Source organism: Aureimonas sp. AU12 (assembly GCF_001463705.1).
Taxonomy (GTDB): Bacteria; Pseudomonadota; Alphaproteobacteria; order Rhizobiales; family Rhizobiaceae; genus Aureimonas.
In genome coordinates this window covers 13864-38472 of sequence record NZ_BBWH01000056.1, presented here as the reverse complement: position 1 = coordinate 38472, position 24609 = coordinate 13864, and the positions used below count along the sequence as shown (strand labels likewise).

Below are 24609 nucleotides of genomic sequence, written 5' to 3'. Positions count from 1 at the left end.
GAGCAACAGCCACAGGCGATGTTCCAAAGCTAATTGAGGTTCAAACTCGGTATAGTAGTAAGAATCAACGTGGTTAATTCAGGGGGAGCCCGATCGTGCGGGAGATCGCCATCATCGTTGCCCTCTTTCTCCCGTTCGCGGGATGTGCCAAGGCCCCCCCACCCGATCTAACGGGCATTTCGGGCTATATCGCCCACCAGACTGCCTTCACCGAGGACCAGAAGGCGTATGCCGCCCGCCGCGGCGCCCTCGCCGGCTACAACGCCGAAGCCGTCCAACTCGTCCCGAACTACCCCAGCGACGAACTCTTTCGCCTCGTCGATAGCCGCTGGAACGGGACCGTCGAGGACCTCACCCAACGCATCGCCAAGCTGACCGGCTATCGCGTTGCAGCCTCCGGCGAGAAGCCGGGCGCTCCGATCGCCGTCGCGGTCAATCAGGCGGACCTCACCGCCATCGGCTTGCTGCGCGAGGGCTTTGCCCAGGCGCGCACCCGCGCCACGCTGACGATCGACCAGAACACCCGGGTTATGACCATCCGTTACAAACGGCCCGAGGCGAGCCCTGTCCCGCATCAGGATGACACGACTCTATGAGATCGCCCATCCTCCACGCGGTCCTCGCCGCCTCCACTATGCTCGCCGGCTGCCAGACCACCAAGGTCGGCGGAAGCCAGAAGACGTCGGCCGACGACATCGAGATCCATGTGCCGGCGCACACCGGCGCCCCGCCGATCGTCGGCAACAACGATCTCCTGGCCAAGGGGCCTGCCCCTCTCGACTTCGCCTCCTTCTCCAAGCGCGCCCGCTCCGGCAAATACGCCACGACCGAGGTCGAGAAGATCCGCCACGAGGTTCTGCGCGACGCCGCGACCGCCTACGCTTCGCAGGCGGGCTACTATCGCCGCGCCTACGACATCATGCGCCAGCTCGAGGTGGAGAGCGGCCGCCTCTCGGAAGCCTTCAACTTTAACCACGTGGTTTACGTCACGCCGAAAGAGGCCGGATTTGTCGTCCCCCCGATCGTGACGCGCGGCACGGCCGCGCTGCAGATCAACGACACCGGCACCAAGAGCGTCGCGGCCGACGAGTATTACCGGATCGAGCAGCCCGGGCGCCTGGTCGGCGTCGTGCCCACCTGGCGCGACTATCTCGTCCTGGCGCTGGAGCAGCCCAATGAGCCCGACATCGAGTTCCTGCCCCAGGACAACGACGAGCGCAAAATCTTCGACGCGTATCTCGCGGAAGGGTGGAAGGTCGGCGAGGGCATGGCCGACGACGCCTTAAAGGCCGCCATGAACGACCTGCGCCGCGACTATCTCGGCATGGTTGAGTACCGCCGCCTGGTCGACGCCGGGCTTATCAAGGAGCTGGCCGTGCGCTGGGACGAGCGCCGCGCCTCCACGGCGCCGAACGAGCTGTTCATCGGCGAGCGCACGGTTCGCATCGTGGACGCCGCGACCTTCGTGCGCGATCCCAAGCAGTGGAAGCCCGTCACGCGGAAGTTCGACGGGAAATGATCGACACGCGGCTATTCGATACCTCCCCGTTCGATCCAGGCGCCACCTATGTTCCGGTCCTCAAGCTGGAGCCAGGACGCTACGACGCCGGCGGTGAAGCCGTGTTCGACACCTTCGCGGTTGGCGCCGTCATGCGCGGCGCGTCCGACATCACCCTGCAGAGCGATGCCATACCCCGCATCCAGATCAATGGCGGCTGGTACTGCGGAACGAAGAAGCACGTTTCGTCGGCCGAGATCGTGGCCATCCTCTCGCGGCTCTGGAAAGGAACGGACGCGGCTTCCATCCTGCGACAGGGCCGAGCGCTGGATTTCCGCTTCGAGGTCCGTGTGGACCGCCGCACGCGGCAGGGATACCGGGTCAACGCCACGCCCATCATGCGTGACGGCACGAACGCGATCGAGATCACGCTTCGCGGCCTTCCCAACAAGACCCCGACGCTCGACACCGTTCGCCTCGAGCCGGAGCTTCGCGATCACCTCGACCATCGATCGGGCATCGTCGTCATCGCCGGCGCCACCGGCCAGGGCAAGTCCACGACCATGGCCGCGATCACCCGGATGCACCTGGAGAACAAGCGCGGGATCAAGATCGCCGACTTCCAGGCCCCGATCGAGTTCACCTATGCCGATCTCCTCGATGAGAACGACGAGATGGCCTCAATGATCGGTCAGAGCGAGATCGGCGAGGGCCGCAACCTGCCGACCTTTGCCGATGGCATCCGCTCGGCCATGCGCCGCGCGCCGCAGATCATCAACGTCGGCGAGGCCCGCGACCGCGAAACCATGGCGGCCGCGATCGAGGCGTGCCTGACCGGCCACCTCGTCAACACCACGACCCATGCCGGCAGCGTGGCCGAAGCGCTTCGACGCATGGCCTCCGTGTTCCCGCCCGAGGAGCGGGAGGGCCGCGCCTTCGACCTCATCACATCGCTCCAGCTCGTCGTCGTGCAGCACCTTGTGCGCACAGGCAATAACAAGGACCGCGTGGCCGTGCGCGAATACCTTCGCTTCGATGACGACGTGCGCGACCGCTTCACCTCGTCTCCGGTCACGGCCTGGACCGGGATCGTCTCGGACCTGATGGAGCGAACGCCCGATGGCGTCCTCGCCAAACCGCTTTGGCGATCGGCGCAGGATCTCGTCAGAGAGGGACGGATTACCGATCGCGAAGCTCGCCGCTTCGCGCCGCGCAACCGGCGTGAGACCGCGCTTGAGGGGGTAACGAAGGCATGAGGAAGAGCCGGGAGAGCGCGTCCGATCTGCTCGGGAAGGCAAGGATGCTCGGCAGCGCGGAGCTGGCGGACGTCTGCCTCGGCATGGTCATCCGCCGTCGGCGCTTGGCAGCGGGTATCAGCATGGAAGCCCTCGGCGAAACGATGGGCGTCTCCTATCAGCAGGTGCAGAAATACGAGACCGGGACGAACCGGGTCGCATTCTCGCGGCTTCTGCCGCTCGCGGCCGCGCTGAACTGCTCGGCCTCCGAGCTCGTTACGGACGTCGAAAACGAGCTGCACGTCTACGACCAGCGCAAGAATGGCCTCTCCGATCCTTCCAGGGAGGCAGGCCGATGAACTCGTCGCGCGTCCGTCGTCACAACGCTTGAGAGGACCGAACATGCACCGTCTCCGTCGCCTGACCCTTTGCGGCTTCTCCCTCCTTGCAATGGTCGCTACGGCCTCGGCAGATCCGATCGTGCCGGTCAACGACGATCCGCCCATGGCGGGCTTCCCTGAGGGGGCTGTGTTGGACGTCCTTGGTATCAAGCTCGGCATGACGCCGGACGAGGTGCGTACAGCCTACGGTAAACCAATGGAGGAGCGAAAGCGGCGTATTCGCGAGGTGAACCCTGATACCGGCGCCAGCTTCGACGTCGAGTACCTTTACATGCTTCATACACCGCGCGGGAATGAGCGAGCCGTCGAAGAAGAGTACGTACCGAACCGGGTCGAGGTGACGTTTGGTTCCCCCTTTGTCGGTAATCGTGTCGTGCGGATAAGGAACAGGTATCAACCGCCATACGATACCCCAATGTCTACTAAAGCGTTCACGCAGTCGGTAGCGAAGAAGTATGGCCCGTCCTCGGCTGTCGTTTACGGGACTGACGAACTCATATGGGTTTATGGCCCAAATGGTCAGGTTAAGATCGATCGCGTTCCGGAAGATTATCACCTCGACACCAACCTAGCAGGGTATAAGATCCCTGGGTCATCGACCTACGTTGATGGTCCAATGCCAATGTGTTGGCAATCGTCAGACTTCGGCACATTTGGGAAGCGTGCTATACCTTACAAGTTCGTTTCTAACCGTTATATCCCCCAAGACGGCTGTATAGGCGGTCTTTTGTTAAATCAGCCTGAAAGCGACCGATACTATGGGGAAGATATCGTTGCATTCGATCAGCGCCGCATTGATCTCGACACCAGAGCCTTGGATGATGCTATCAAGAATGCACTTTTAAGACCTCCATCAAACCTCATCGAGCCCAAGCTTTGAATTGGTGCTGATTGACAGACGCAATCTCTAGTGCGATTGATGACTTATTATTGACGGTTCTGGTTTTCGTCACATCCCCCAAATGGAGGGTCAAACATGGCGTATGATCTGATCCGTTGGGCTCTCCCCCATAAAGGAAGGCCCAAACATCTCCCTTCATTGGAATACTATCTTCGCTGGTTGGTCTTCCTCCCTCTTTGGTTGATCACATTCGCCCCAATGGCGATCGCGATCTTGTGTGTCGCTTTCATCGGGCCTTTGGGCTTTGCCGCATTCATCGGATTGACTGGCATGGGAACAAGCGCATTCATCGGTTTTACCAATGATGACAAAGCTGCATTGATTCTTATCGGCGTTGTACTGGCGACCTCCTTCGCACTCAATCGCATTATTCAAATTCGATTTCTAACACGACGCTAACTGTATAAATACCTAGAAGAAAGGGGGCTTTCAGTCCCCTTTCTTTTTACTTATTTTCATCCTTATTCTCATCGTTCTCTTCCGGCGGCTTCAATAATTCGCGCCGACGTTCAATGCGTCCCTGAGCTTGTCCGCCTAGCGACTTCAGGGTCCCCCCAGCAGCACCGGCGCCTGCCCCTGCACCGATACGCGCCCGGGCCGCACTGTTGTCGTCAAGATCCACCGCGACGTTATCGAACCATCGCAGGACGCGTCCCGGCAGCTCCGCACCAAGGCTGAAAGATCGCTCGATGATGATGATGTAGAGAAACACCATCATAACCAGCGCCGCGAGAATTCCGAACACCGACATGATCCTGAAACTGCTATCGGCTGAGAGCGTCGCGGCCGCAGTCATGGCGTAATAGAAGCCACCGTTGATGAGCGTTCCAAGAACGTGGAAGATTGCCATCCCGGCGAGAAAGCCAAACAGCATCAAGACTGGGGTGAGGAACAACGCCAGCAACATGACGTAGCCGCGCCTTCCGTTTGGCCCTGCCAGACCACCTTGGCGATCCATTGAGAGATGCGCGATAGCCCACAGTGGGCCCGCAAAGATTGCTTCCACGACGAGAAGCAGAAATGCGCCGATTGAGATGACCCATATTAGCGTTGGCATCAGAGGCAGGACGAACGATATGAACATGCCGATGAAGGCAGTCCCGCTAAGGACCCAACCCAACGTCGTTCCAACGAACACGGCCGCGTTGCCGACGAACGGCCCCATAGCCAGTGCCGCAAGCGCGATAATCGTGACGCCCGCTGCGACCGATAGAGCTTGGCCTACGGTCATCAAAGCGATGAGTGGATCCTGATTATAACCTCTTGCCGGGTCGAGATACTTGAATGCGTCCATCATCCCCCCCGGCGACGGAATCCAAGCAGCAAGCTCACCAGCCGTATCAGCAAACTCCTGGCGCTCGTTCGTGAAGGCGCGGATGTTAGAGCGCGAAACGGATTCGTTCCACCAGTTGACCGAGACGTTGTATGTGTTCAGCACCTCGCCAAGGAACTGTTTGGCATCTCCATCCTGATCTCCAAAAGGCCACCATGAAGCCATTTGCGAGCGAACCGCTGTGAAGGTGTCGCCATTCGGATTGCTCGTTGCGCCGATCGCGTCTCCAGGTGAAGCGATCGGCATCATCTGCTGGACGGCCGAGGCGTCCGCTGAGAAGCGAGACACGATCTGGTAGTAGAAGCCAGCTTGGGTCCAACCGCCGGCCTTCATATTGGCAGCTAGCCTGGTATCCGAGACTTGTGTCCCCGTTTGTACCAACTCTTTGTCGGCAGCAGCCCTCGCCTGTTCATCCAAGGTTTGAACGAGCTTGTCCGTTTCGGCTTTATGCTTGGCTCGCCAAGCCAGTAGATCCGGTCCAAGTGCTCGAGGCGCTGGCAGCGGGTTTCTCTCTGAGGCAGCTTGCGCAACAAGCGCTGCAGTTTCTCGGAAACCTTTCACCGTATCCTCAACGGCCTTTTTCATCCCCGAATGCCACGACTCGTAGGTCACCCCCGAAGCCGTTGCGACACGCTTAAAGCCCGCAGGTTCTTCCGGAAGTGAAATCTTTCCGCAGGCGCCGATCCGGTCGGGAATGGAGTAGTGATAGGTGTCGGGCGTCGTTCCGGACCATTGCGGCTTCATTTCCGCGAGGTCGCCACCTTTGGCGACCTCGATGTTGTAGGCCGCCATGCAGAGTTCCATGCGCCATGCGGCTTGCAGAAACTGCACATCCAGGGATGCGTAATCTGGGGCAGCAACGGGCAGCTTGTCCTGAACGATGGCGTCGACCGTCTGGTCCCAAAAGAACGATCCCGTCGCCGTTCCAGCGTTCACGACATAGGCGATGGCGTGCTGCGCAGCGTTGTAGCCGGTCGGAAGAGTGATAAGACTGGCAGCTGCGACGATCATGCGGATCGGAGACCACAGCGAGGAATGCCGCTGGCCGAGCACCGAACCATCATGAGCGGTTTCGGTAATCCCGACGATGATGTTGTAGACCAGGAGGAGGAGACCGATCGCGAAGAAAATGACGTTGAAGTTCGCGATCAGCCGGGAGACGAGCGTTTCGGTTTGGGCTCCTGTCCCCCCGACCACGGGAAACAGCGACCCGAACACCATGTTGAGGTATTCATTGGTTTGGGGATCGCCCTCTCCCTTGAAGATGTCGACGAGGCTGATCTCTGCACCGGACTGCGCTGCCGCAGCGCTGACCGACACAAGAAACAAGCCAAGAGCTATCGAAAGCCGCTTCATGGATGGTCCTTCTCCATGATCTGCATATTCCGAGGGAGACGGTGGTTCAGATATTCGACGGGCGCCCCAAAGCGACCCTGTTGGATCTGCCAGGCACGAAAGTCTGCGACGGCCGCTTTCACTGCCATGAACAGCGCTCCGGTTATAAGCCCGAGGGCAAAGGGGATTGTTAGAACGCCGTAGAGCGCGCTCAATGGCACGCCGGAGAGCAATCCGACGCAAACGACAAGGAAGACCCCGCGATCGCGCTCCCAGGCGTAGAGAGCCGCCAAAATCTGATCCGAACTCAGATAGTCCGAATAATCGCGGTAACGCTCGATTCCGCCATCGGCATCACGACCAAAGAAGCCTTGCCGATCGAAACGCTTTGGACGGAGCGAAGCGACCCCAACTGCCGCCCCCTCGAACCCCTCTCGCGCTACCTGCGAGGCCATGTCCACACCAGGCGCCCTGAAGAGACGCCATCGAGGCATTCGACGAGGCTGGGTCATGCTACTGTGCCGCCGCCGTCTGAAAGCGGGTCGTGATGGCGGTGCCGGTCGTGTCGCGGTTGTCGAGCTCGGTGGCGAGCTGTGTCGCGCTGACGGCCGCCTCGCGTTTCATGAGCTGGAACATCATCCAGTTCACATGAAGGTTGAGGGCATTGGTAAGGGCGATCTCGCGGTTCACCGCTTCCGGCGCCATCTTCGCCAGTTCCTGATGCCAGTCTGGGTTCGAGAACCGCGATTGGACGAAGATATCGATGACCTGCTGCGTCGACACCTTATCGCCGATCGTGTTCGAATAGGACGCCGGGGCCGCCTTCTTGGCCCAATCAACGAGACCACTGCCGCCCGTTGGAGCGGCGAGATCGCCAAGGTAGGCAAAGATCGAATGAGCGGCCGAACGCCGGGCTTCATCGATCTGACGCGCGGCGAGCTGCGCCTTGCCTTGTGGCGTCTTTTTCTCGCCGTCGGTCAACGGCCGTGCCGGAGTCGGATCAACGATGTTGTTCACGAGACGAGCCGCCGCTTTCGCAACCTCCCCTTCGCTCGTGTCGAGCGTTTGAGGCTCGAGCATGAGCCGCAGATCCGTCGTGGGATCGAGATAACCGCCGAGCCCTTTTAGCTCTTCTCGATCGTTGACGATGCCTTGAGCGATCGCAAGACCGCCTCTGTTGACCTCATCACCTTCCTTCTCGTTGCCCCGCCCTCGATTGCGGGCGGCGTTGACGAGATCGTTTCCGCCAACGCCTTGAGAGGACGTTCCACCGCCGAACTGGAGGACCCCCGACAGGTCCCGACAGGCCGACGGAGCCGGATCGTATCGACCGCCTTCGGCTTTGGCGCGCGCAAGGTCGCGCTGGCGCATCGTCTCGATCTGTTGCGCGGCGTCTTCGACGCGCTGCTGTGATCGAGCCGTGCGCGTCTCATAACCGGAGAGCTGTGCCGTGCTTTGTCCTAGCGCTGTGATGATCGCGGCCGTCGAGGTCTGGATTTGGGCAGTGACGTTGGCGTTCATGTTGTTCACCGCGCCGACCACGCAGCCGTCACAAACCGCGTAGGCCGACTGGACTGAAGCGAACAAACCCGACGACGATGCGGCCAAAGCCGCAAGAATGACGAGACGCTTCATTGCCCATTTCCTCCGTAGATCCGCTCATAGTTCTCCCGAAGGGTGGTCCCCGCGCCGAGATCCTCTCGTTCGTAGAAGCTCGGGCTTCCGCCCTGTGACCCGAAGCCGATCGTCGGTGTCGTGAACTGGATCTGCGTGGACGAGCCGTTGAAACCCGGGATGCCCAGCTTGTCGAAACTCGGGATCTGCAACGCAGCCGTCAGCGGCTCCGTGACCTTCGCCCACTGCTCCTGCGCCATCGAGCAAATCTGGCTCTCGGCGTTGGAGATCGCGTTCTTCAAGAGGCCCTGAAGGTTCGGAAGCGAGATCATGGTGTCGAGGTTGATCGAGAAGAGGTCGTCGAGGCAGCCAAGACCCGAGATGCCTGCGGGCATCTTGAGCACGGCTTCAGCACGCTTCACCTCGGAGTCGATGGCCCCGCGGATCGCTTCCGTCAGCTTGGAGGCGACGCCGCTGTCGCAGCCGCCCTGCCCGCTTTGGAAGAGCTGAGAAACGAAGTCGGCCGAATGCGCCGGCGCCATGGGCATGGCGACGATCGCGGCAACGGTCAGTGTCCGAAGGAGCATCATGCGCCGCCTCCCAGCGATTTGCGGTCGCCCTGAAAAGGCAAGGTTTCTTGGATCACGACCTGGCGCTTGGACCCGAAGCCCGGAAACCCTTCCGTCTCGTCGTACATGCCGTCTTGCGCGTAGTTCGTCGTTCTGCCGGAATCCCCTTCTCCCCCGGCCCAATCGACTTCCTCACCCCCTACCCAGGTTTCGCCTGCATGATTGCCCATGCGGTTCAGCAGGTACTGATTGAGTTTGGCCGCGCTGCCGCCGTTGGCAGCAACGACTCCTGGCGGAAGGCCGGCAGCGGTGAAGCCGGATGCGGCCCACCTGTTCAAACCGCCAGATCCCAGAAAGTGGGCAGTCGAGAGAAGCCCGTCCGTCGTGACCGGTCGCCCGACAACGGTAGAACCGATCGCGTTGCGCGTCGTGGCGCTGAAGCTGTTCAGGTTCCGGTTGGTGAAGCGAACGAAGCCTGCATCCTGTAGGCGGTGGCCCGCCTCGCTGTAGCGAAGGTCATTAAGGCTGTTTACGCCAGCAGCGCGAGCTTCATCCGTGAAGGTGTAGCTGGACCACTCCCGCACCTTTCCGCCCGTGTACTTCATGTAGCCCAAGCCGGCGAACGTGCTGGGAAGGAACTGATAGCGCCCCATCGCTCGCGTCGTGCCGGAGGTGTTAAAAATGGCGTAGTTGCCGCCCGACTCCGCGCCGGTGATGTGGTTGGTAAGGATTTCGTTACCGGCCAAGCCGGCGACGGTCGTGGCGAGTAGCGTGGCGACGATCAGCGCCGTGTGAAGGATCCTCATCACGGCAGCTCCGGTAGCTTTGTCGACGGCGGCTCTTTCGCGATCACGCGCTTCGATCCTGCCGGGATGACGTCCTGCGCCAGGATGTGCTCGACCACCTCGCCGGTGGACGGGCTCACCACAGAGACGTCCTGAGCCGTCTGAATTTCGATGAGCCGGTAGCCGTTCTGGTCGGTGCGACCGTCTGCGACGCCGGCATCAGGTCCGATCGACCAAAGTTGCCGCAGCACCGTGCCGTTATCGACCACGAGGATCGGGCAGACATCGTTGCCGCAGATGTAGAGATCGTTGATGTAAACGAACTTCTCGTCGCCGTTCATCAGGTTCACATCGAGCGCTGTAATGTCCGGGGCGTCGATGTTGTGCAGGTCGTCGGGATAGGTTTCCTTGATCCAGTCGGTTGCCAATCGCATTTCGGCCTCGTTGGCGGGGCGCCGATCCGGACGGTTCACACCATAAATGTTGGGCTCGTATTTGGCGCCGCCCCAGGTCCATTCGCGGTTGTCGGAGAAGATCGACTTCAGGCCGGTGATCTCGTGAACCTGGCCGAGTTCGATCGTCTTACCGGCTCCGCGCCATACCTCGGCCCATTCGCCGTTCGTGTGGTAGAGGACCGCAACGTGGCAGTCGTCCTTGCACGAGACGCCCTGCCCGATCTTCACGGCGATCTGGTCGATCGCGTTCGGGGCCGGATCGCGCAACCAGATGCGCTGCGCCGAGACGTAACCGAACTCCGGCTGGTACATCTTGCGCGCAATGTTGCTGGCCTCCTGGTTCTCCTTGTCGAACGTCACCTTCTCCAAAGGCACGCCCGCCTGCGCCCAAGCCGCCGACGACAACGCCAGCGACGCCACGATCGCCCCAGCGATCTCCCAAACCTTCATCGCGACACCTCACGCACCAAATCATCTGCAAGCTGCTGGACGACGTTCTGGCGCGCGCGATCGTCGATCGCGGTGCCCTTGTCTTCCAAATCGGATAGGCGACGCTCCAGCGTCCCGCGCGCGGACCCGCTCGGGAACCGCTTGGCGAGGATCGCGCGCGCCGGCTTTGAGCCGAGGCGCTCGTAGAGCATCCGGCGGAGCGCCGCGTCCTCGGCCGTGGTGGACAGCGCCCAAAGCTCGTTCGGCCCGGGCTGGTTCACCAGCTCCTGAACGTAGGTGCCGCTGCGCAGCTTCATCATCGCCAGAACCGGGGCGCCGTCGCCCTTGGGTCCGGTCAGGCAGCGCATGACCTCCTTGATCGAGGGGCCGAGATTGTAGTCGCGGCAGATCCGGTCGCGGCTCTTCTCGGTCGGGACGTTGCAGAACCAGAAGGTCGAGGCCAGTTCCTGAATGGCCTGGTCGAAGTCCTCGAGGAGCTGCGAGGCGAGGATGATCTGGACGCCGGCTTTGCGGCCGACGCGCACGTCCTGAACGAGCTGGTCGCGAATGCCGAGCCCGCCGGTCAGGTGGTACTCGTCCATGCTGAAGAGCTTGGCCATCTGGCGATTGTTGTCGACCCGGCGCAGATGCAGCGCGCGGGCGCCTTCGGCGAACGAGCCCACCAGCTTCTTGCCGCGGATCTCGTCGGCATCGAGCCAGAAGTCGGCGGTCGTGGCCTGGCGCGCGACCATGTACATGATGGCGGACTGGCGCTTGGCCTGCGGACCCGAAGTCGTCACGACGTCGGCCAGATCCAGCGAGATGATGCGTGCGTTCGACAGATCGAAGCGCGTCGGCTGTGCCAGGATCGGGTAATCGCGAGCGGCCGACGTCACCATACGCTGGAAGGTGCGCATCACTGTCTCGCCGGTCGGGGTCCGCATGTCGCGGAACTGCTCGGTGACGGTCTCCTCGTTGGCCATGAGAACGAGATCGGAAAGCGTCGGCACCGCAAGGCGCTGCGCCAGCGCGGCCTCGTGCAGCTTTCCCTTCTCGGCCAGGAAGTCGCAGACTTCCCACCATGTCGTCTGCTTGTCGTCCTCGAAGCCGAGCGCCTTCAGCGTGGCGTCGACCTCGTGGCTCTCCGTCCAGCCGAACTTCTTGGCGCCCTCGTCGCAGAAGTGGAGATAGGCCGCGTCGATCGTAGCGGCCGCGACCTGCGCAATGCCATCATAGGCCTTCTCCTCGCCGTCGGGCGTGCAGATCAGGGTGATGAGGTTGACGAGGAAGGCCCGCTCGTGGGCGAGCGGGAAGCGCAGGCAGAGCTGCGTGTCGAACGGGTTCATCGCGTTCGACCCGTCCATCTTCAGGCGATGGTACACCGCCTCGTGGCGCCGCTCCACCGGCAGGGCATCGCGGATCATCAGGATCAGGCCCGAGCTCGACGGGCCGATGTCGATGATCGAGATGCGTGGGAGAAGGCCGTTGTTCTCTTCGGTTCGCCCGGACTGGCGGCTCAGCGCCACGGCGAGATTGATCGTGTTCAGGAGAACCGACTTGCCCGATCCCGGGGTGCCGACGATGACGTCGACCCAGGAGAGCTGTTGCGCCGAGCCCGGCTGGTAGGGCCAGAGCTTGCCGTCCTTGGTTCGCAGCAGCACCGCTCCGCGCGACCAGGGGCTCGCGGGCCGCGCGATCGGCGCCATGGCGAGCGCTTCGGCGAACGAGGCCGAGGCTGCCGGCGCGGTGGATGCGGCCGAGATGCCCACGGCCGAGGACATGACGCATTCCATAGGGTCGCCGGTCAGCGCGTCGGTCTGGCAGTTGCCCCAGCGCTCCACCGTGCGCCGGAGCTGCGCCACATGGCGGCGAAGCTTCACCTCGTCGCTCTTGTCGCACCAGACCGCGAAGGAAACGCGCCAGCGCACCACCGTATCGCCGGCACCATCGACCTTGCGCAGCCGCTCGAAGGCGTTCTTGATCCGCATGTTCGAGATCGGCGCGGTCCAGGCGAAGAGCCCGACATACTGCTGCTTGAACACCTGGCCCTGGAAGCCGCCGGAATCGACCATGATCGAGCAGCGCCACGACATGCGCTCCTCGCCTTCCAGCACGGAGCGAATGAGCTGGTTGAACTCGACCACGACCTCAGGGCCAACCACGATGTCGAAGCCTGAGAACACGTAGTCACCAAGGCGCACCGTGGATTGGTCGAGCACCTCGCCATGCTCGGTCATCACCTGCCGGGCGATGATCGGCCAGACGATGTTGGAGATGTCGCCTTTGGTCAGCTCGCGCTCGTCGGAGGGAAGGCGCGCCCGAACATAGTCACCGGGCAGCGTTCCCTTCCACGTCTTGCCGTTCGGCAGGAAGGCGGGGTTCTGGACCCCGCGCATGACCGACAGGGCCTCGTGCGTCGTCATCGGCGCCAGCACGATGCCCTGGGTCGAGAACTCCCGCACCAGTGCGTCGCTGACGCTCATGTGGCGGGTCAGAAGGCTGCCGAGTGCGAGGCTCGGGAACTGCCCTTCGCGCATCGAGGGCGAGCCCTGGAGGCGTTTGGAGACGGCAGCGCCGGCCTCCTTGCCTTCGGTTCGCGTCATCAGGGAAGGACGCGACCAGAGGGTGAGATAGCAGCGCTCGCCGGAGAGCCGCAGCGGAAGCAGCGCCAGGCGCTCCTCCAGAATGTCCTCGAGATCGAGGCCGGTATCCTGCGCGTTCCGCCGGGTCTGGCGGATCGCCCGGGCGATCTCTTCACGCCCGAGATCGGGCGATTGGGCGAAGAAGAACTCGATCGAATGACCGGGCCGCGCGAGATAGGCACTCAGCGCGACCCGGAGCCGTTCGACGGATTCCGTAATCTCCAGCGGCCCAGGCAAAGACCTGAACCCGTCGAGCTCGAAGAGGCTCGCAAGGCTTCCATCGTCGGAAACGAAGGTCGTATCGTTCTCGGTCGACACCAGGCGGCAATAGCCGTCCAGCGACTTGCGGAAGACCGAACGGCTCAGGAAGCCTGCGAACCCATTGAGCAGCGACACGAAGACTACTCGACTGCGCGGAGCTGACCGGCGATGGACGAGCGCGTGCCGCCGTCACCGAAGAACGTGTCGACCGACAGGCCCATGAAGACCGGCAGGGCGAGAAGGGCCGCGGCCGCCGCGCCCCATTTGAACGCCGCCACCGGCGAGGCGTTGGGATCGTGGTTGTTGCGGCTGTTCTTCCACAGGACGGTGATGCAGACGATCGCGCTGACGACGCCGCAGATGAAGGCGACGGCCAGGAGGAAGTCGCCCATCGGACCGAGGAAGCCCGTGCGAACGGTCTCCATGGTCTGGCCGAAACCGGCGGTCTGAGCGTTGGCGGCGCCAACCGAGCCAGCGAACGCCGTCATGGCGACGCTGGAGGCGAGAACGTGAAGCTTCTTCATGAGACCCTTACCCTACGACCAGGCTTTCGATCATTCCGACGAACACCACGATGTTGATGGCGAGCGTGCCGCCGATGACATGCGTGATGCCCTTACCAACGAGACCGGAGCCTGGGTGAACCGGTGCTGCGTTAAGAAGAAAAAGGCCTCGGATCAGTCCGATGAGGCCGATGATTTGAACGATGCGCAGAAGCGCGATGACGATGGTCCGAGCGTTCTGGTCGGTTATCGTCTTCATGGCTTCGGGCGCGTAGGCGAAGATCTCCGTCGGCTGCGCGGCCGTGGAGGTCATGAACAGTGTCTCCAGCGAAGCGCTCACCACCGACGGAAGCGCCAGCAGGAAGGCGCCGATCACGAGATGCGCGATCACGGCGTTCTTGGAGTGAGCGCCGGAGGTGTAGCGGCTTGGCGTGTCGCCGTGCTGCGCGGCGACGAGGATGCCGCGGATGAGGAAGACCGTGCCGGCAATGAAACAGAACGCCACCGCCAACGCCTGGAAAGGTGGGACGAGATCGCTGACTCGCTGAATGAAAGCGGCGAACCCCTGCATTAGTTGGTGTTGCCTTCGTCAGGCTCGGCGGGAGCCGGCTTGGCCTTGTGCTTCTCTGCCGTCGCAACGTGGGCCGGGGCCGAAACCGCAACCGGCGTGACGATCGTGTGCCGTGCCTTGCTCAGAACGGGAGTTTCAGCGGTCTCAAGCGGACTGTCCGGCTCACCAGCCCCCATGTCGAAGGTTGGGTTGCTTTCCGGCACTGTTCCCGTCATCGCGTCAACTACGTCACGACGAGTGGCCTCGCTTTGGGCGTGCAGGGCACGGATATGTGTGACCAACTTGGCAATCACGCCATCTTGATCCAAAAGCTGCGTCAATTCGGCACTGAGGCGCTTGTTGTCAGCCTCCAAGGCGTTAACGCGCATGGTTAAACCTGCCACGATTTCGCCGAATTTGGCATCGGATGACGATCCCACGTCCGAGGCCGCTGCACGAAGTTCGTCAGCATGCTTCTCAGAAATTTTGACAGTTTCGCTCGTATGATGGCTGTTCGTCTGGAACGTCAGATACGAAACCCCAACCAGCAAGCAAGCGCCAGCGCTTATTAAAATAAAATGATTCCGTTTAAGCTTTCGATTTGCCTTGATAGGTGTCGCATCCCAGCGTGATACGCTTATTTTATCCACCAAGGTCCCCGATTGCATTGCGTCAATCTTGTGTTAGATATGCTGCTGCTCTGTTATGCACGTGCCCTGCCAGGCCCCGTATAGGTTGTTAACATACTCCCTCGTGCATTGGGGCATTATCGCAATGGTAAGGTTACTCCTGACGCTCGCTTGTAGCGTCGCCGCTACACCCTTCGCGATGGCGCAAGACAGCCAGGGGTTGGCATTGGCGGTTCCGAACAATTTGAAGCGTTTTCAGAATGTTCGTCCGGCTATGCCGTTAGGCTCGATGCAATCGTGGGTCGTTTCAGACGGTCGCCAAGAACGGGTTGCTGTGACCACGCCAGACGGGTTCACGATCGTTGGGGATCTGATCGGCCCTGGCGGACAAGACATTTCGAGCGCGCTTCTTGCAATTTCCGGACTATCGACGCCAATCCCACCGACGGCTCCGCCGTTGGCCAGCAATCTGTCGCCTTCCTCAATCCCGCAGCCGTCCGATTTCGTGCCGCCGCCGGCCACCGTCCCATCTGCGTCAGCCCTTTTGCAGGCCTCGCCTGCTGCATCCCCGACCGTCTCGCCAGCCTCGGCTACCGTCGGCGCGACACCACCGCCGTTGACAATGGCCAAGGCGCAGACTGCGAGCGCGATGTTCCAGCAGGCCACGGACTTCAGCGTCTGGTTCAGCGCTGGCACCCCGAAGCCCGGCGCCCCCGCGATCTATTTCATCGCCGATCCGACCTGCCCCTATTGTGCCAAGGCCGTCGACATCCTGGCGCAGAAGGTCAAAGCTGGCGACATCGACCTGCGCGTGATCCTCGCCCCGATCCGCAGCCAGCAAGCGGTCTATGAGGCGGCTTCCGTCCTTCAAAGCCAGAACCCCGGCGCTGACTTCCTTAGCCACGAGCTTTCCAAAACCACATCGAACCCCAGCACCCTGAAGGTGTTGGCGCCGGCTGAGATCAATCCCGATATCGTTCGCGGCTTGCAGCGCAACGTCGAATGGATCCGGGCCAACGGCGTCCAGGGCGTGCCCTTCTGGATCTACACCACCGCCGAGGGCGGCAAGGTCGAGTTCGGTGAGGTCAAGGACGACATGCTGACCAGCGCCCTTCCCGCGCGCGGGTCCGGTCAGGTCGCACAAGGGTCACAGCCATGAGTTCCACCGGCTTCGGCAACGCCGAGAGCGTCCTGATGCGGGCCAGCACTTATAAGGCGGCCTACAAGATCATGGCGATCTACGCGGCCGTCGCGACCGCGGTCGCGTGCGTCGGTGTCGGCTCGGCCGTCTACCTCGCGCTGACCCGGCCCGAGCCGCGCTACTTCGCGACCACGACCAACGGCCAGATCCAGCCGCTGACGCCGCTGGATCGCCCGCATATGTCGTCCGCCGACGTTCTGAACTTCGCAGCCCGCGCCGTGACGAACTCGCTGACCTATTCGTTCGACAACTACCGCGCTCAGTTTCAGGAGGCGCAGCAGTATTTCAGCCAGCCCGTCGGCTGGAACTCATTCGTCGAGGCCGTCCAGAAGTCCAAGGCGCTCGACCTCGTTCGCAACGGTCGTTTCAACTCCAGCGCCATCGTACAGACGCCCGTCATCGTCAGGCAGGGTCCGAATGCCAGCGGTTCGTATGAGTGGATCGTCCAGATGCCGATCCGCATCACGTACCAATCCGCCTCCGAAGTCACGGGCCAGTCCAACATGGTCACGGTTCGGCTGACCCGCCTCCCAACCTACGAGACGCCCTATGGCATCGCCATTTCGCAGTTCAATGCAGCAGCAGGCGGGTAAAATGGCACGATCCGTCTCCGCCGCTGCGATCGTCGTCCTTCTTTCCGGCTTTGTTGCGATGGCGCAGCAGGGATCGCCGGTCATGATGGAGCCGGTCGTATCCACATCGCCTTCTGACGGCGCGACACCAGAAACCGCCGAGAATGCCGCCGTGGAGCAGACTGCGCCCAGCGGCTCTCCATCTGCCTCGCAGCGCGGCCAGGTTCCCGCGCCTCAATCACGTCGCCTCCTGAACAGCCTCAACGACCTCGATCGGCCCTTGTCGCCTGAGGAGATCACGGCTTACGGGCAGTCGCTTCGCGAGCAGTTCCCGCTCAACCCCGACATGATCCGCGACTATCGCCGCCGGCTCAACGAGAGCCAGCTCGCCGCCGCTCTTCCCCCTTCCGGTATCCGCCCGCAGGCCATCACGCAGTCGCTCCGTGTCTCGCTCGACACCCGTGGACCGACACCGCAGCTCGACACTTCTCCCGGCACGGTCTCCATCATCTCGTTCTTCGACCAGACCGGCGCCCCATGGCCGATCGCCAGTTTCGTGGTCGGGCGCGAGGACGCGTTTCAGGTCTATGCAATGCAGGAAGGCTCCAACCAGCTCGCCGTTTCGCCCCTGGTCGCCCATGGCTATTCCAACCTCGCCGTCTCGCTCGTCAAAGAGGACCAGCCTCTCGTGATCGACCTCGAGACCAACGAGGCTCGTTCGCACTATCGCCTGGATCTCTCCGTCAACGGCCGCGGCCCGAACGCCATCATCCCGGCCGTCCAGACCCGCGAGCCCAAGCAGACCGCCTCCGATGAACTCATGATGGCGTTCGTCCAGGGCTCCGACATTCCCAAGACCGCCCGCAAGCTCTCCACCGACGACAGCGACGTCGCGGCCTGGCACTTCAACGGCAACCTCTACATCCGCACCAACCAGACCCTCATGGCTCCGTCCTGGTCCGCGACCCTCGCAGGGCCGGGCGGCATCAAAGCCTATCGTCTGCGTCCCGCCCCGGTCGCGTTGATCTCGCGCAACGGCCAAGTCACCAAGGTCAGGATCACCCAATGAGCGACGAGAACGCCCCGATCGACGGACACGATGCCGGCGAGGACGTCAAGGTGGTGAACCCCGATCCCGATACGAGCCTGACCAGCTCCAGCACGATCAACCGCGCCAAGCCGCGCCGCAGCAAGGCGCCGGTGATCCTCGGCGTCGGCATGGCCGCCCTCCTCGCGGGCGCCGTCTACACGGTCTTCGCCCGTGGCAGCGATGGATCGGCTTCGCGAATGGTCAATGTTCTTAGGAACATCGACACGACGCCCGCAGGCCAGCAGCTTGCTGCTTCCGAAAACTACCGCCAGTCGCTCGCCAATTCGAACCAGCAGGGCTCGCAGCAGGCAGCCATGACGCCGGGACAAAGCTTCCTCGCGACGCCTGACGAGCCGACCCGGCCCGTCGAACCGCCCAAGGAGCCGATCCCGGTCGTAGAGCCGAAGCTGCCTCCCGCTAACCAGCGTCTTGTCGAGGTGAAGGAGAAGATCGTCTACCGTGATCGCCTCATCTCCAATGTCGCCAACCAAATGCCGCCTCAGCCCGAGACCGATTGGGCCAGCATCGACGCCATGGCCAAGCGCATGGCCTCACAGAGCAACGGCTTGTCCGGGTCCTGGCAGGTAGGCAAATCCAAGAACACGATCGTCATCGAGCAGGAACTCTATGTCGATCCCAAGGGACGCCCGACAGGCGTTCAGGTCCGCGCGCCGGGATCGCCTCAGACCGTTCTCGATAGCAGCGGGGATCCTCGCCGCGAGACGCGCTCGCAGCGAGAACGTCAGGCCACACGCAATCCGAATGCCTCTCCTGTCGAGGCCATCCCGCAGGACACCAGCTACCAGGCCGATCTCGACACGTCTCTTCCCTACCTTTCGGTGGCTCCGACCGAGAGCGAGCCGCGCCTTCAGGTCGATAGCGGACGGCATTACGGTACAGGCGCGCCCGTGTTCACCGGCGACTATTATGCAGCCGCCGGCTCCATCGCCTACGCCGTGATCGTCAACGGCTCCGACACCGACACACCAGGGCCGGTCGTCGCTAAGGTCATGCGCGGTCCCCTCAAGGGCGCGCGTCTCCTTGGCTCGTTCAAGGAGAACCGCGAGACCACGGCCATGGTCGTCCAGTTCGATCGGGTCGTCCTTCAGGACGGTACGAACCTCGATGCCAAAGCCTATGCGATCGACGCCGCCAAAGGCACGCTCGCGGTGAAGTCCGAATACGATGCCCGCCTTCTCCAGCGATACGCTCCAAAGCTCGCTGGCGCCTTTCTCAGCGGGATCGGCCGAGCCCTCTCGCAAACCGAGCAGACGATCGTGCCCCTTGGTCTCACAGGGGCCGGGATCGCCCGGCCTAAGGCGAATATCGAGGAAGGCCTCTACGCCGGCGCTGGCGAAGTCGGCGATCAGCTCGCCAACGAGATCGAGGACATGGGACCGCGCGGCTCTATCGTGCGCCTCAACGCCGGCAAGCTGATCGGCGTCCTCTTCACCGAAAACGTCCAGCGGTTCTGACCATGGAAGGCAACGACGGCCTGTTCGGCAAGCCGATCGAGTGGCGCTACACGATGAAGAACCCACGCCTCGCGATCTTCGACGCGAGGCTCATCTTCTTCGTGGCGCTCTTGTTCCTGCATCTCCGGGTCTGGACCGCGCTGCTCCTCGTGATCGGCATCCTCCTGTTTTGGGGGATGGAGCGCTACGGCTACCGCTTCTCGTCTTCGATCCGTGGCGTCCGGGCGCGTTTGGCCGGACCCGTCCGTCCCGCGCGCCCCATGTCACGCTACCGTCACGCTGTCGACTTCGGCTTTGAGGGACATCCGACGCTTGGGGCTCGTGGCATTCGGCAGATGCCGGTGCCGGCGCCGGAAAAGGCTGGGAGGGGCGCGTCGGCTCCCCTCCCCTCTCCTTCACCGGCCGAGTAGCGACGAGCGGATCCGCTCCTCGCGGTCGAACGCTATCTGCGCCTCGTCGTGCATTCGCTCCACGTCGGCGACCATAGCCACAGCTTCCCGGCCGAGCGCCGGGCAGCTTTCCATGACGCCGATCGCCTCCAGCTCCCGTTCCATGGTCCGTCGGAAGTCGGCCGCGATAGCTTCGTGCCGGGCCTCGTGGGCCTTCACATATCGCTCGAACCGTCGCCAGGCTCCGACCGTGGCTTCATCGGCTCCGCGAGAGGAAACCCATTCGGGCAGCGTTATCGCCGCTTCCAGGCGCACCCGAACATCACTCAGGACACAACCGTTTTCGGACTCGAGGTAGTCGAGCTGCGGCACGAATTTGAACGTCGCGGACGCCGCCCCATGCGCTCCGTTTCCCAGCGCGCCTGAGGCCTGGGTGATCGCGTCACGCAACTCCTGGCGGGTCTGGCCATGTATCGGATAGGTCTCGACCCGACCGTCGACAAAATCTTCGGCCAAGGCTACAGTCCCTGAATGCAGTAAACCAAGGACTGCTGGCAAGAATGGTTGAAGTCGCATGTTCAACCCTTGGGTTTGTAGATCCCGAGGTCCTGCATCATCTTCGTTATTGCCTGCGGATACGAGAGATTGTTCTCTTGGCAGTACGTCACGAAGGCGTTTGAAACCGAAAGCTTAACTCGCATGTTGAGGCTTACGCTCGCTTCGGTATCCCTTTCGCGCCGAAATACACGCTCTTCTGGCTCGCGCGACTTGAATCCCAGCCGTTCCGCTGCCGCGTCATTCCGTGAACCACCGTCCTCGATAGGCCTAGCTGGGGGAACCCTTGCGACTAGATCCTTTAGCCCGGTCATGCTGCCACCTGCACTTCCTCGGTTAGAACCGTCACCACTTCCTTAGTGAATAGCTCAGCGTTCTCTATCGCTTTCGGGACGCCGGCGACATTGGCGTTGCCCATTTCACTCAGAGCCTTCTTGAGGGTGAACATGGCCTTGTAAGCCATCCGTTCGCAAAGCTTGACGTTCAAGCAAGGCACATTTGCGTCGCGCAGGTCTTGCGCGATCTCGCGTTCGATTCGCGACTCAATCAACGCTGCCGTGCGAGTGAAAACCGCTCGATAAGGAATGGTCCGGCCTGTCTCGTCTTCCTCTTCCCTTACAAGCTGAATGGCTCGCGCTGCCTGATTGGCATCAACCGTACTCGGTTGGATCGGGATCAGAACGAGGTGCGCTCGCTGGAATGCCCGAGACGTCATCCGGCTTGCCGTGCCTTCGAGATCAATAATAAGAAACTGGGTGGTGTCCCGCACCTCCTGAATTTTTTTATGTAAGGTGCTTTCAGTTACATCCCCGTAGACCACCACAGGATTCCTTGATTCTCCCGTCCTCCACTCCGCAATCGGATGGTTTGGATCGCAGTCGAGGATCACCACAGCAGCGCCAGCTTCTGCGAGCGTTGTCGCCAGAAGAAGGGCCGTGGTCGACTTGCCGGCTCCGCCCTTTGGATTTGCTACTGCGATCACCTGCACTTTTGCCCCCTTCTGTCCAATGCTTTGCCGCTATTTCGCTCGGCGAACTCTGAATACGCCCTGATGCGTCGGCTGCCTCGTTAAAGCCATTAGATGCCTTCTGATACATCATATGGCAATCAAAAGCTGTAGGATGCCTTAAAACGCGGGCACTTTCACGCGAGAGCTCGCGATTGCGTTTGCGTGATATGCATTGCCTTTGCAAGCACGCATTTGCAAGGCACGGCATCATGTTACGTGTTAATGCGTTTGAGTGAATGCAAAGGCTGGCAAGTGCGTTTAGTTGATATTAGTTGCCTTTGCAAGCACGCAATAGCCAGCATTGGCGTTATGTTGCGTTTGAATGCGTTCAGGTGAACGTGCGTCAAATCGCATGCGTTTAGGAACGTTTGGTAGAACGGGAATGCAATCTGAGGCGTCGGCGAGCGTTTTTTAAGCCTCTATCAGGGGTCCTGACTGTTACGAAAATCTGCCAGCGAGCGCCAAAACCGACCTTATCCTGTGTCCCGAAACAGCTACGGTCTGGCCGGGTCGGTGCAACCGCAATACATTTGCTGTGCGAAAGGACGTCGCTCGCAGTGGTGGTTCTCTTTCACGGACGAATGGATGGATGCCTTGCGTTGTCATTGGTAAGGCAGGGGAGGGGGGATATGCGATATCGCGATCGCGCAAGGATGATAGGGTTTGCGCTATTGGCGGTCGCTTGCCTTGCCGGCTGTAACGCCGAGGATAAGAACAGCGCGACGCTAGGGATTGCGGCGCAAGGCTCGTCGGCCGACCAGACGGAGATCGCCAAGTCGAACGCCTATATCACGGCTGCCAATGAGAGTTCCGGCACGTTTGCAAAGGCCTTTCAGACCTACCAAGACACTGTCGCCCCCAAGCTCGCCGGTGATCGTCCATTGGAGGATTACGCCGTGGTTCCGGTCCAGGACGTCACCAAGATCCGTGCCCGGCTGGAGAGCGCGGGCGCACTGGCCGGCTCGATCCCGGAGCTCGACCCGGCGGCTCGCGACTATGCTAGTGCCATCGCTACCTTCGAGCCGATCAACAACGAGCTGGCCAACTACGCCCAATCCAAGGGCTTCCTAACGGACAAGGGCGCGAAGGCGCGAGCGGAGGATGCGGCCTTTGTTGCATCGCTCCGCAAGGTTGTTGACGCGGAGACGGTCTTCTTCGACAGGATCGAAGCGCGGGACGCGCGTCTGACGCAGGAAGCCTACGACCGGGCGCCAAAGGGCAGCGTGGAACGCTACCGTGCTGGTATCGTTCTGCGCGGCAAGGCGGCGATGAAGGAGGTTCTGACCGTCTTCACCGAACCGGACGACGTCGCCACGCGGCAGGCGTTTGCCAAGAACCTCGACGAGATGGCGGAAATGGTCGAGAACTGGGACCGTGCCGTCCGGACCAAGAAGCCGGAAGGGTGCCCGGCCCTTCAGAGCAGCGCCAACTTGGTGATCGCAAACGGGCGCAAGGCGGTCCAGAGCGCCGAGGAAGGCCGGTTTGACCGGGATGCCGGCACGCCGTCCTTCGTACTGCAGCAGGAGTTCAACGGTCTTCAGCAGAACTTCTCGATGATGATCTTCGAGCTCAATCAGCCCTTCTCCTGCTAAGGGAGGGGTCGGCGACAATGGTCCTGAGGGGCCAGGCGGAGGATCGCGGCCATCAAGGAATTGGGGACGCCATGACCTTTCGTCTTTCTCTCCTCGGCTTCGGCGCGCTGCTCCTCGCGTCCGTCCCGTCGAGTGCCTCGCCGATGCTGTCGGGAAGCTACGGCCCGCTGGCGCTGATCGTAGGCGAAGACGGAGCGGTGAACGGCGTCTTCGCCGAGCGTCGAGTCGGCAACGGCACGCCGGAAGCGCCGCAGTTCGGCTGCTTGTTCCTGCTAGAAGGCCGCCTCGAGGGTGGAGAGGCCGATGTTGTCACATGGTTTCCCGGTGAGGCCGAGCGAATACGCGGCGAGCTTCGACTTGGCGCAGAGCCAAACCTCCAACTCGAGAAGAACCATGGGGGCTGCCTGATGGCGAGCGGCGACATGAGGGACGCACCGTACGACCTTCTCCTAGACGAGCGGCGGGACGACTGGATCGGAGCGGGACTCGTCACTGCCGGGCGGGCAATCCTCCACCCTTCCCCTCCGGCTGCGCCGGGACGCAGGCGCCCCTATCTCGTCCGGTTCGACCCCGTCGCGGTGCTGGCTCGGCGTCCCGGCTGGATCCATGTCGAGTATCTCGAAGCCGCCGATGGGCGGGTGACCGGATGGCTTCGGGAGGCCGATGTCACATTGAGTGCATCGTCGGGTCCGTAATGCGTCGCGCCAAGTGGTTCCGCCGGCTGGGTTTGACCGTGGCCGTCGGCGTACCCCTCGCCGTGGTTCTGGCGCCACAGGGAAGACTGGCCTGCAGTGAGCCCTATCTCACGGAAGCGCAGCCCGGCGGTGCATGGAGCGTGACGATCTGCGGCCGTCCGCGCCTCTTCGCCATGCCGGGCGGAGGATCGGACGGGCCCGGATGGATCGTCCTGCGTGACGATCATGGCGCCATTCGCGGTGTGTCCTCCCTGGTCATGCTGCAACTTTATGGGACAATTGGCGGGGCGACCGGATGGACAACGCACAGGGTCTCGCGCTCCATGGTGTTCGACCTGCCGCTCAACCCGGCGCGTGGGGACGTCGACCGGTGGTGGGACGAGCGCATCTGGCGGCTTCGGGCACTGACGGGCCTGACGCCAACCGACGAGGACTTGCAATGAAGCTTGCCTTCCCACTTCCGTCGATCACGACGCTTCTGGCTTTCGCGCTTCTGACGTCGGCAAGCGCGCAAGGCTTGGAGCCCGTCGAGGTCGGGGGCGAGGCGGAACTCGACGCCTGTGCAAGCCTCGGGCAGATCGTTCGGCTCGATCCGAAGGGCGACAACTTTCTTTCCGTTCGCAATGGGCCGGGTTCGCAGCGCCTTGAACTCGATCGCCTCGGTGCCGGCGCACTCGTCACGATCTGCGACGAACGCGGTCCGTGGCTCGGGATCGTCTACCCTGCACCCGGAACGCAGACCGATTGCGGCCTGTCCTCGCCGAGGCAGACGCGTTCGCCCTACGACGGTCCCTGCCGCTCGGGTTGGGTGCATGGCCGCTTCGTCGACGTCGTCGCGGGATGAGACGGTCGGGCGCACCTGTACGGATCGCTCGGACGATCCTCGTCCTT

At 62.1% G+C, this 24609-nt stretch carries 27 protein-coding genes; 15 read left to right on the top strand and 12 right to left on the bottom strand.

Annotated features, from left to right (window positions below; genetic code table 11):
* Positions 1-95: 95 nt before the first annotated feature.
* The 6 genes from AUL33_RS21060 (at position 96) to AUL33_RS22420 (ending at position 4434) form a co-directional block, all read left to right on the top strand.
* Positions 96-596 (top strand): DotD/TraH family lipoprotein, encoded by a 501-nt coding sequence (locus tag AUL33_RS21060; RefSeq protein WP_062213197.1) that lies wholly within the window; start codon positions 96-98, stop codon positions 594-596.
* Entirely contained in the window at positions 593-1519 is a 927-nt protein-coding gene (locus AUL33_RS21055; RefSeq protein ID WP_062213194.1) for a type IV secretory system conjugative DNA transfer family protein, read from the top strand. Before AUL33_RS21060 ends, AUL33_RS21055 begins: the two co-directional genes overlap by 4 nt.
* A complete protein-coding gene (locus AUL33_RS21050) occupies positions 1516-2754 on the top strand; it encodes a type IV pilus twitching motility protein PilT (RefSeq protein WP_062213190.1) in 1239 nt (412 codons plus the stop codon). The genes AUL33_RS21055 and AUL33_RS21050 overlap by 4 nt, the downstream gene beginning before the upstream one ends.
* Positions 2755-2798: 44 nt before the next feature.
* On the top strand, positions 2799-3092 hold the full coding sequence (locus AUL33_RS21045; protein ID WP_062213186.1) for a helix-turn-helix domain-containing protein: 294 nt from the start codon (positions 2799-2801) through the stop codon (positions 3090-3092).
* 43 nt (positions 3093-3135) lie between these two features.
* Positions 3136-4014, top strand: coding sequence for a hypothetical protein (locus AUL33_RS22425; protein ID WP_156419553.1), 879 nt, complete (start codon positions 3136-3138; stop codon positions 4012-4014).
* Between the two features lie 96 nt (positions 4015-4110).
* Positions 4111-4434 (top strand): hypothetical protein, encoded by a 324-nt coding sequence (locus AUL33_RS22420; RefSeq protein WP_156419552.1) that lies wholly within the window; start codon positions 4111-4113, stop codon positions 4432-4434.
* Positions 4435-4480: 46 nt separating this feature from the next.
* Here the strand turns inward: AUL33_RS22420 and AUL33_RS21040 are convergent, their stop codons facing one another.
* From AUL33_RS21040 to AUL33_RS22415, 10 genes are read right to left on the bottom strand one after another with little or no spacing between them, the layout of a single operon-like run.
* Positions 4481-6724, bottom strand: coding sequence for a DotA/TraY family protein (locus AUL33_RS21040; protein ID WP_062213183.1), 2244 nt, complete (start codon positions 6722-6724; stop codon positions 4481-4483).
* A complete protein-coding gene (locus AUL33_RS21035; RefSeq protein ID WP_062213180.1) occupies positions 6721-7158 on the bottom strand; it encodes a hypothetical protein in 438 nt (145 codons plus the stop codon). The genes AUL33_RS21040 and AUL33_RS21035 overlap by 4 nt, the downstream gene beginning before the upstream one ends.
* 58 nt (positions 7159-7216) lie before the next feature.
* The gene (locus AUL33_RS21030) at positions 7217-8338 is read right to left on the bottom strand and encodes a hypothetical protein (RefSeq protein ID WP_062213177.1); all 1122 of its coding nucleotides are present in this window, start codon (positions 8336-8338) and stop codon (positions 7217-7219) included.
* A complete protein-coding gene (locus AUL33_RS21025) occupies positions 8335-8907 on the bottom strand; it encodes a hypothetical protein (protein WP_062213174.1) in 573 nt (190 codons plus the stop codon). The genes AUL33_RS21030 and AUL33_RS21025 overlap by 4 nt, the downstream gene beginning before the upstream one ends.
* A complete protein-coding gene (locus AUL33_RS21020; RefSeq protein ID WP_062213171.1) occupies positions 8904-9692 on the bottom strand; it encodes a hypothetical protein in 789 nt (262 codons plus the stop codon). Before AUL33_RS21020 ends, AUL33_RS21025 begins: the two co-directional genes overlap by 4 nt.
* Complete coding sequence (locus AUL33_RS21015) at positions 9692-10576, bottom strand: hypothetical protein (protein WP_062213168.1); 885 nt, start codon at positions 10574-10576, stop codon at positions 9692-9694. Before AUL33_RS21015 ends, AUL33_RS21020 begins: the two co-directional genes overlap by 1 nt.
* The gene (locus AUL33_RS21010; RefSeq protein ID WP_062213165.1) at positions 10573-13593 is read right to left on the bottom strand and encodes a hypothetical protein; all 3021 of its coding nucleotides are present in this window, start codon (positions 13591-13593) and stop codon (positions 10573-10575) included. Before AUL33_RS21010 ends, AUL33_RS21015 begins: the two co-directional genes overlap by 4 nt.
* A gap of 5 nt (positions 13594-13598) precedes the next feature.
* A complete protein-coding gene (locus AUL33_RS21005; protein ID WP_062213162.1) occupies positions 13599-13982 on the bottom strand; it encodes a hypothetical protein in 384 nt (127 codons plus the stop codon).
* Between the two features lie 7 nt (positions 13983-13989).
* Positions 13990-14532: a hypothetical protein gene (locus tag AUL33_RS21000; protein ID WP_062213159.1), complete on the bottom strand. Its 543-nt coding sequence runs from the start codon at positions 14530-14532 to the stop codon at positions 13990-13992.
* Positions 14532-15179, bottom strand: a complete 648-nt coding sequence (locus tag AUL33_RS22415) for a hypothetical protein (protein ID WP_156419551.1) — start codon at positions 15177-15179, stop codon at positions 14532-14534. The genes AUL33_RS21000 and AUL33_RS22415 overlap by 1 nt, the downstream gene beginning before the upstream one ends.
* A 418-nt stretch (positions 15180-15597) precedes the next feature.
* Here AUL33_RS22415 and AUL33_RS22600 point away from each other — a divergent pair, with 418 nt between their 5' ends.
* From AUL33_RS22600 to icmT, 5 genes are read left to right on the top strand one after another with little or no spacing between them, the layout of a single operon-like run.
* On the top strand, positions 15598-16299 hold the full coding sequence (locus tag AUL33_RS22600; protein WP_192843250.1) for a thioredoxin fold domain-containing protein: 702 nt from the start codon (positions 15598-15600) through the stop codon (positions 16297-16299).
* A complete protein-coding gene (locus AUL33_RS20985; protein WP_062213151.1) occupies positions 16296-16934 on the top strand; it encodes a type IVB secretion system apparatus protein IcmL/DotI in 639 nt (212 codons plus the stop codon). The genes AUL33_RS22600 and AUL33_RS20985 overlap by 4 nt, the downstream gene beginning before the upstream one ends.
* Position 16935: 1 nt before the next feature.
* Positions 16936-17982, top strand: coding sequence for a DotH/IcmK family type IV secretion protein (locus AUL33_RS20980; RefSeq protein WP_202815325.1), 1047 nt, complete (start codon positions 16936-16938; stop codon positions 17980-17982).
* Positions 17979-19478, top strand: coding sequence for a DotG/IcmE/VirB10 family protein (locus AUL33_RS20975; protein WP_062213148.1), 1500 nt, complete (start codon positions 17979-17981; stop codon positions 19476-19478). Before AUL33_RS20980 ends, AUL33_RS20975 begins: the two co-directional genes overlap by 4 nt.
* A 2-nt stretch (positions 19479-19480) precedes the next feature.
* On the top strand, positions 19481-19888 hold the full coding sequence (gene icmT, locus AUL33_RS20970) for an IcmT/TraK family protein (RefSeq protein ID WP_019998612.1): 408 nt from the start codon (positions 19481-19483) through the stop codon (positions 19886-19888).
* Here icmT and AUL33_RS20965 read toward each other — a convergent pair.
* The gene (locus tag AUL33_RS20965) at positions 19874-20383 is read right to left on the bottom strand and encodes a DUF922 domain-containing protein (protein WP_062213145.1); all 510 of its coding nucleotides are present in this window, start codon (positions 20381-20383) and stop codon (positions 19874-19876) included. The genes icmT and AUL33_RS20965 overlap by 15 nt on opposite strands.
* 349 nt (positions 20384-20732) lie before the next feature.
* Complete coding sequence (locus AUL33_RS20960; protein ID WP_062213142.1) at positions 20733-21410, bottom strand: AAA family ATPase; 678 nt, start codon at positions 21408-21410, stop codon at positions 20733-20735.
* Positions 21411-22060: 650 nt separating this feature from the next.
* On the opposite strand from AUL33_RS20960, the gene AUL33_RS20955 reads away from it, so the two are divergent.
* The 4 genes from AUL33_RS20955 to AUL33_RS20940 all read left to right on the top strand — a co-directional run bounded on the left by AUL33_RS20955 (position 22061) and on the right by AUL33_RS20940 (position 24562).
* A complete protein-coding gene (locus AUL33_RS20955) occupies positions 22061-23023 on the top strand; it encodes a DUF3829 domain-containing protein (protein WP_192843249.1) in 963 nt (320 codons plus the stop codon).
* 71 nt (positions 23024-23094) lie between these two features.
* The gene (locus AUL33_RS22880) at positions 23095-23718 is read left to right on the top strand and encodes a hypothetical protein (RefSeq protein WP_156419549.1); all 624 of its coding nucleotides are present in this window, start codon (positions 23095-23097) and stop codon (positions 23716-23718) included.
* Positions 23718-24161, top strand: coding sequence for a hypothetical protein (locus AUL33_RS20945; protein ID WP_062213134.1), 444 nt, complete (start codon positions 23718-23720; stop codon positions 24159-24161). The genes AUL33_RS22880 and AUL33_RS20945 overlap by 1 nt, the downstream gene beginning before the upstream one ends.
* Positions 24158-24562 carry a hypothetical protein gene (locus AUL33_RS20940; RefSeq protein WP_062213131.1) on the top strand — a complete coding sequence of 135 codons (405 nt, stop codon included), beginning with the start codon at positions 24158-24160 and terminating at the stop codon, positions 24560-24562. The genes AUL33_RS20945 and AUL33_RS20940 overlap by 4 nt, the downstream gene beginning before the upstream one ends.
* Positions 24563-24609: the final 47 nt, after the last annotated feature.

Bases quoted from the DNA above. Each gene is read 5' to 3' on its own strand.
- AUL33_RS20940 (WP_062213131.1), top strand. From the start codon at position 24,158: ATGAAGCTTGCCTTCCCACTTCCGTCGATCACGACGCTTCTGGCTTTC.
- AUL33_RS21045 (WP_062213186.1), top strand. From the start codon at position 2,799: ATGCTCGGCAGCGCGGAGCTGGCGGACGTCTGCCTCGGCATGGTCATC.
- AUL33_RS20975 (WP_062213148.1), top strand. From the start codon at position 17,979: ATGAGCGACGAGAACGCCCCGATCGACGGACACGATGCCGGCGAGGAC.
- AUL33_RS20980 (WP_202815325.1), top strand. From the start codon at position 16,936: ATGGCACGATCCGTCTCCGCCGCTGCGATCGTCGTCCTTCTTTCCGGC.
- AUL33_RS21040 (WP_062213183.1), bottom strand. From the start codon at position 6,724: ATGAAGCGGCTTTCGATAGCTCTTGGCTTGTTTCTTGTGTCGGTCAGC.
- AUL33_RS20945 (WP_062213134.1), top strand. From the start codon at position 23,718: ATGCGTCGCGCCAAGTGGTTCCGCCGGCTGGGTTTGACCGTGGCCGTC.
- AUL33_RS21020 (WP_062213171.1), bottom strand. From the start codon at position 9,692: ATGAGGATCCTTCACACGGCGCTGATCGTCGCCACGCTACTCGCCACG.
- AUL33_RS21050 (WP_062213190.1), top strand. From the start codon at position 1,516: ATGATCGACACGCGGCTATTCGATACCTCCCCGTTCGATCCAGGCGCC.
- AUL33_RS20985 (WP_062213151.1), top strand. From the start codon at position 16,296: ATGAGTTCCACCGGCTTCGGCAACGCCGAGAGCGTCCTGATGCGGGCC.
- AUL33_RS20955 (WP_192843249.1), top strand. From the start codon at position 22,061: ATGCGATATCGCGATCGCGCAAGGATGATAGGGTTTGCGCTATTGGCG.
- AUL33_RS22420 (WP_156419552.1), top strand. From the start codon at position 4,111: ATGGCGTATGATCTGATCCGTTGGGCTCTCCCCCATAAAGGAAGGCCC.
- AUL33_RS21015 (WP_062213168.1), bottom strand. From the start codon at position 10,576: ATGAAGGTTTGGGAGATCGCTGGGGCGATCGTGGCGTCGCTGGCGTTG.
- AUL33_RS21000 (WP_062213159.1), bottom strand. From the start codon at position 14,532: ATGCAGGGGTTCGCCGCTTTCATTCAGCGAGTCAGCGATCTCGTCCCA.
- AUL33_RS22415 (WP_156419551.1), bottom strand. From the start codon at position 15,179: ATGCAATCGGGGACCTTGGTGGATAAAATAAGCGTATCACGCTGGGAT.
- AUL33_RS21055 (WP_062213194.1), top strand. From the start codon at position 593: ATGAGATCGCCCATCCTCCACGCGGTCCTCGCCGCCTCCACTATGCTC.
- AUL33_RS21025 (WP_062213174.1), bottom strand. From the start codon at position 8,907: ATGATGCTCCTTCGGACACTGACCGTTGCCGCGATCGTCGCCATGCCC.
- AUL33_RS22880 (WP_156419549.1), top strand. From the start codon at position 23,095: ATGACCTTTCGTCTTTCTCTCCTCGGCTTCGGCGCGCTGCTCCTCGCG.
- AUL33_RS21030 (WP_062213177.1), bottom strand. From the start codon at position 8,338: ATGAAGCGTCTCGTCATTCTTGCGGCTTTGGCCGCATCGTCGTCGGGT.
- AUL33_RS22425 (WP_156419553.1), top strand. From the start codon at position 3,136: ATGCACCGTCTCCGTCGCCTGACCCTTTGCGGCTTCTCCCTCCTTGCA.
- AUL33_RS21005 (WP_062213162.1), bottom strand. From the start codon at position 13,982: ATGAAGAAGCTTCACGTTCTCGCCTCCAGCGTCGCCATGACGGCGTTC.
- icmT (WP_019998612.1), top strand. From the start codon at position 19,481: ATGGAAGGCAACGACGGCCTGTTCGGCAAGCCGATCGAGTGGCGCTAC.
- AUL33_RS21035 (WP_062213180.1), bottom strand. From the start codon at position 7,158: ATGGCCTCGCAGGTAGCGCGAGAGGGGTTCGAGGGGGCGGCAGTTGGG.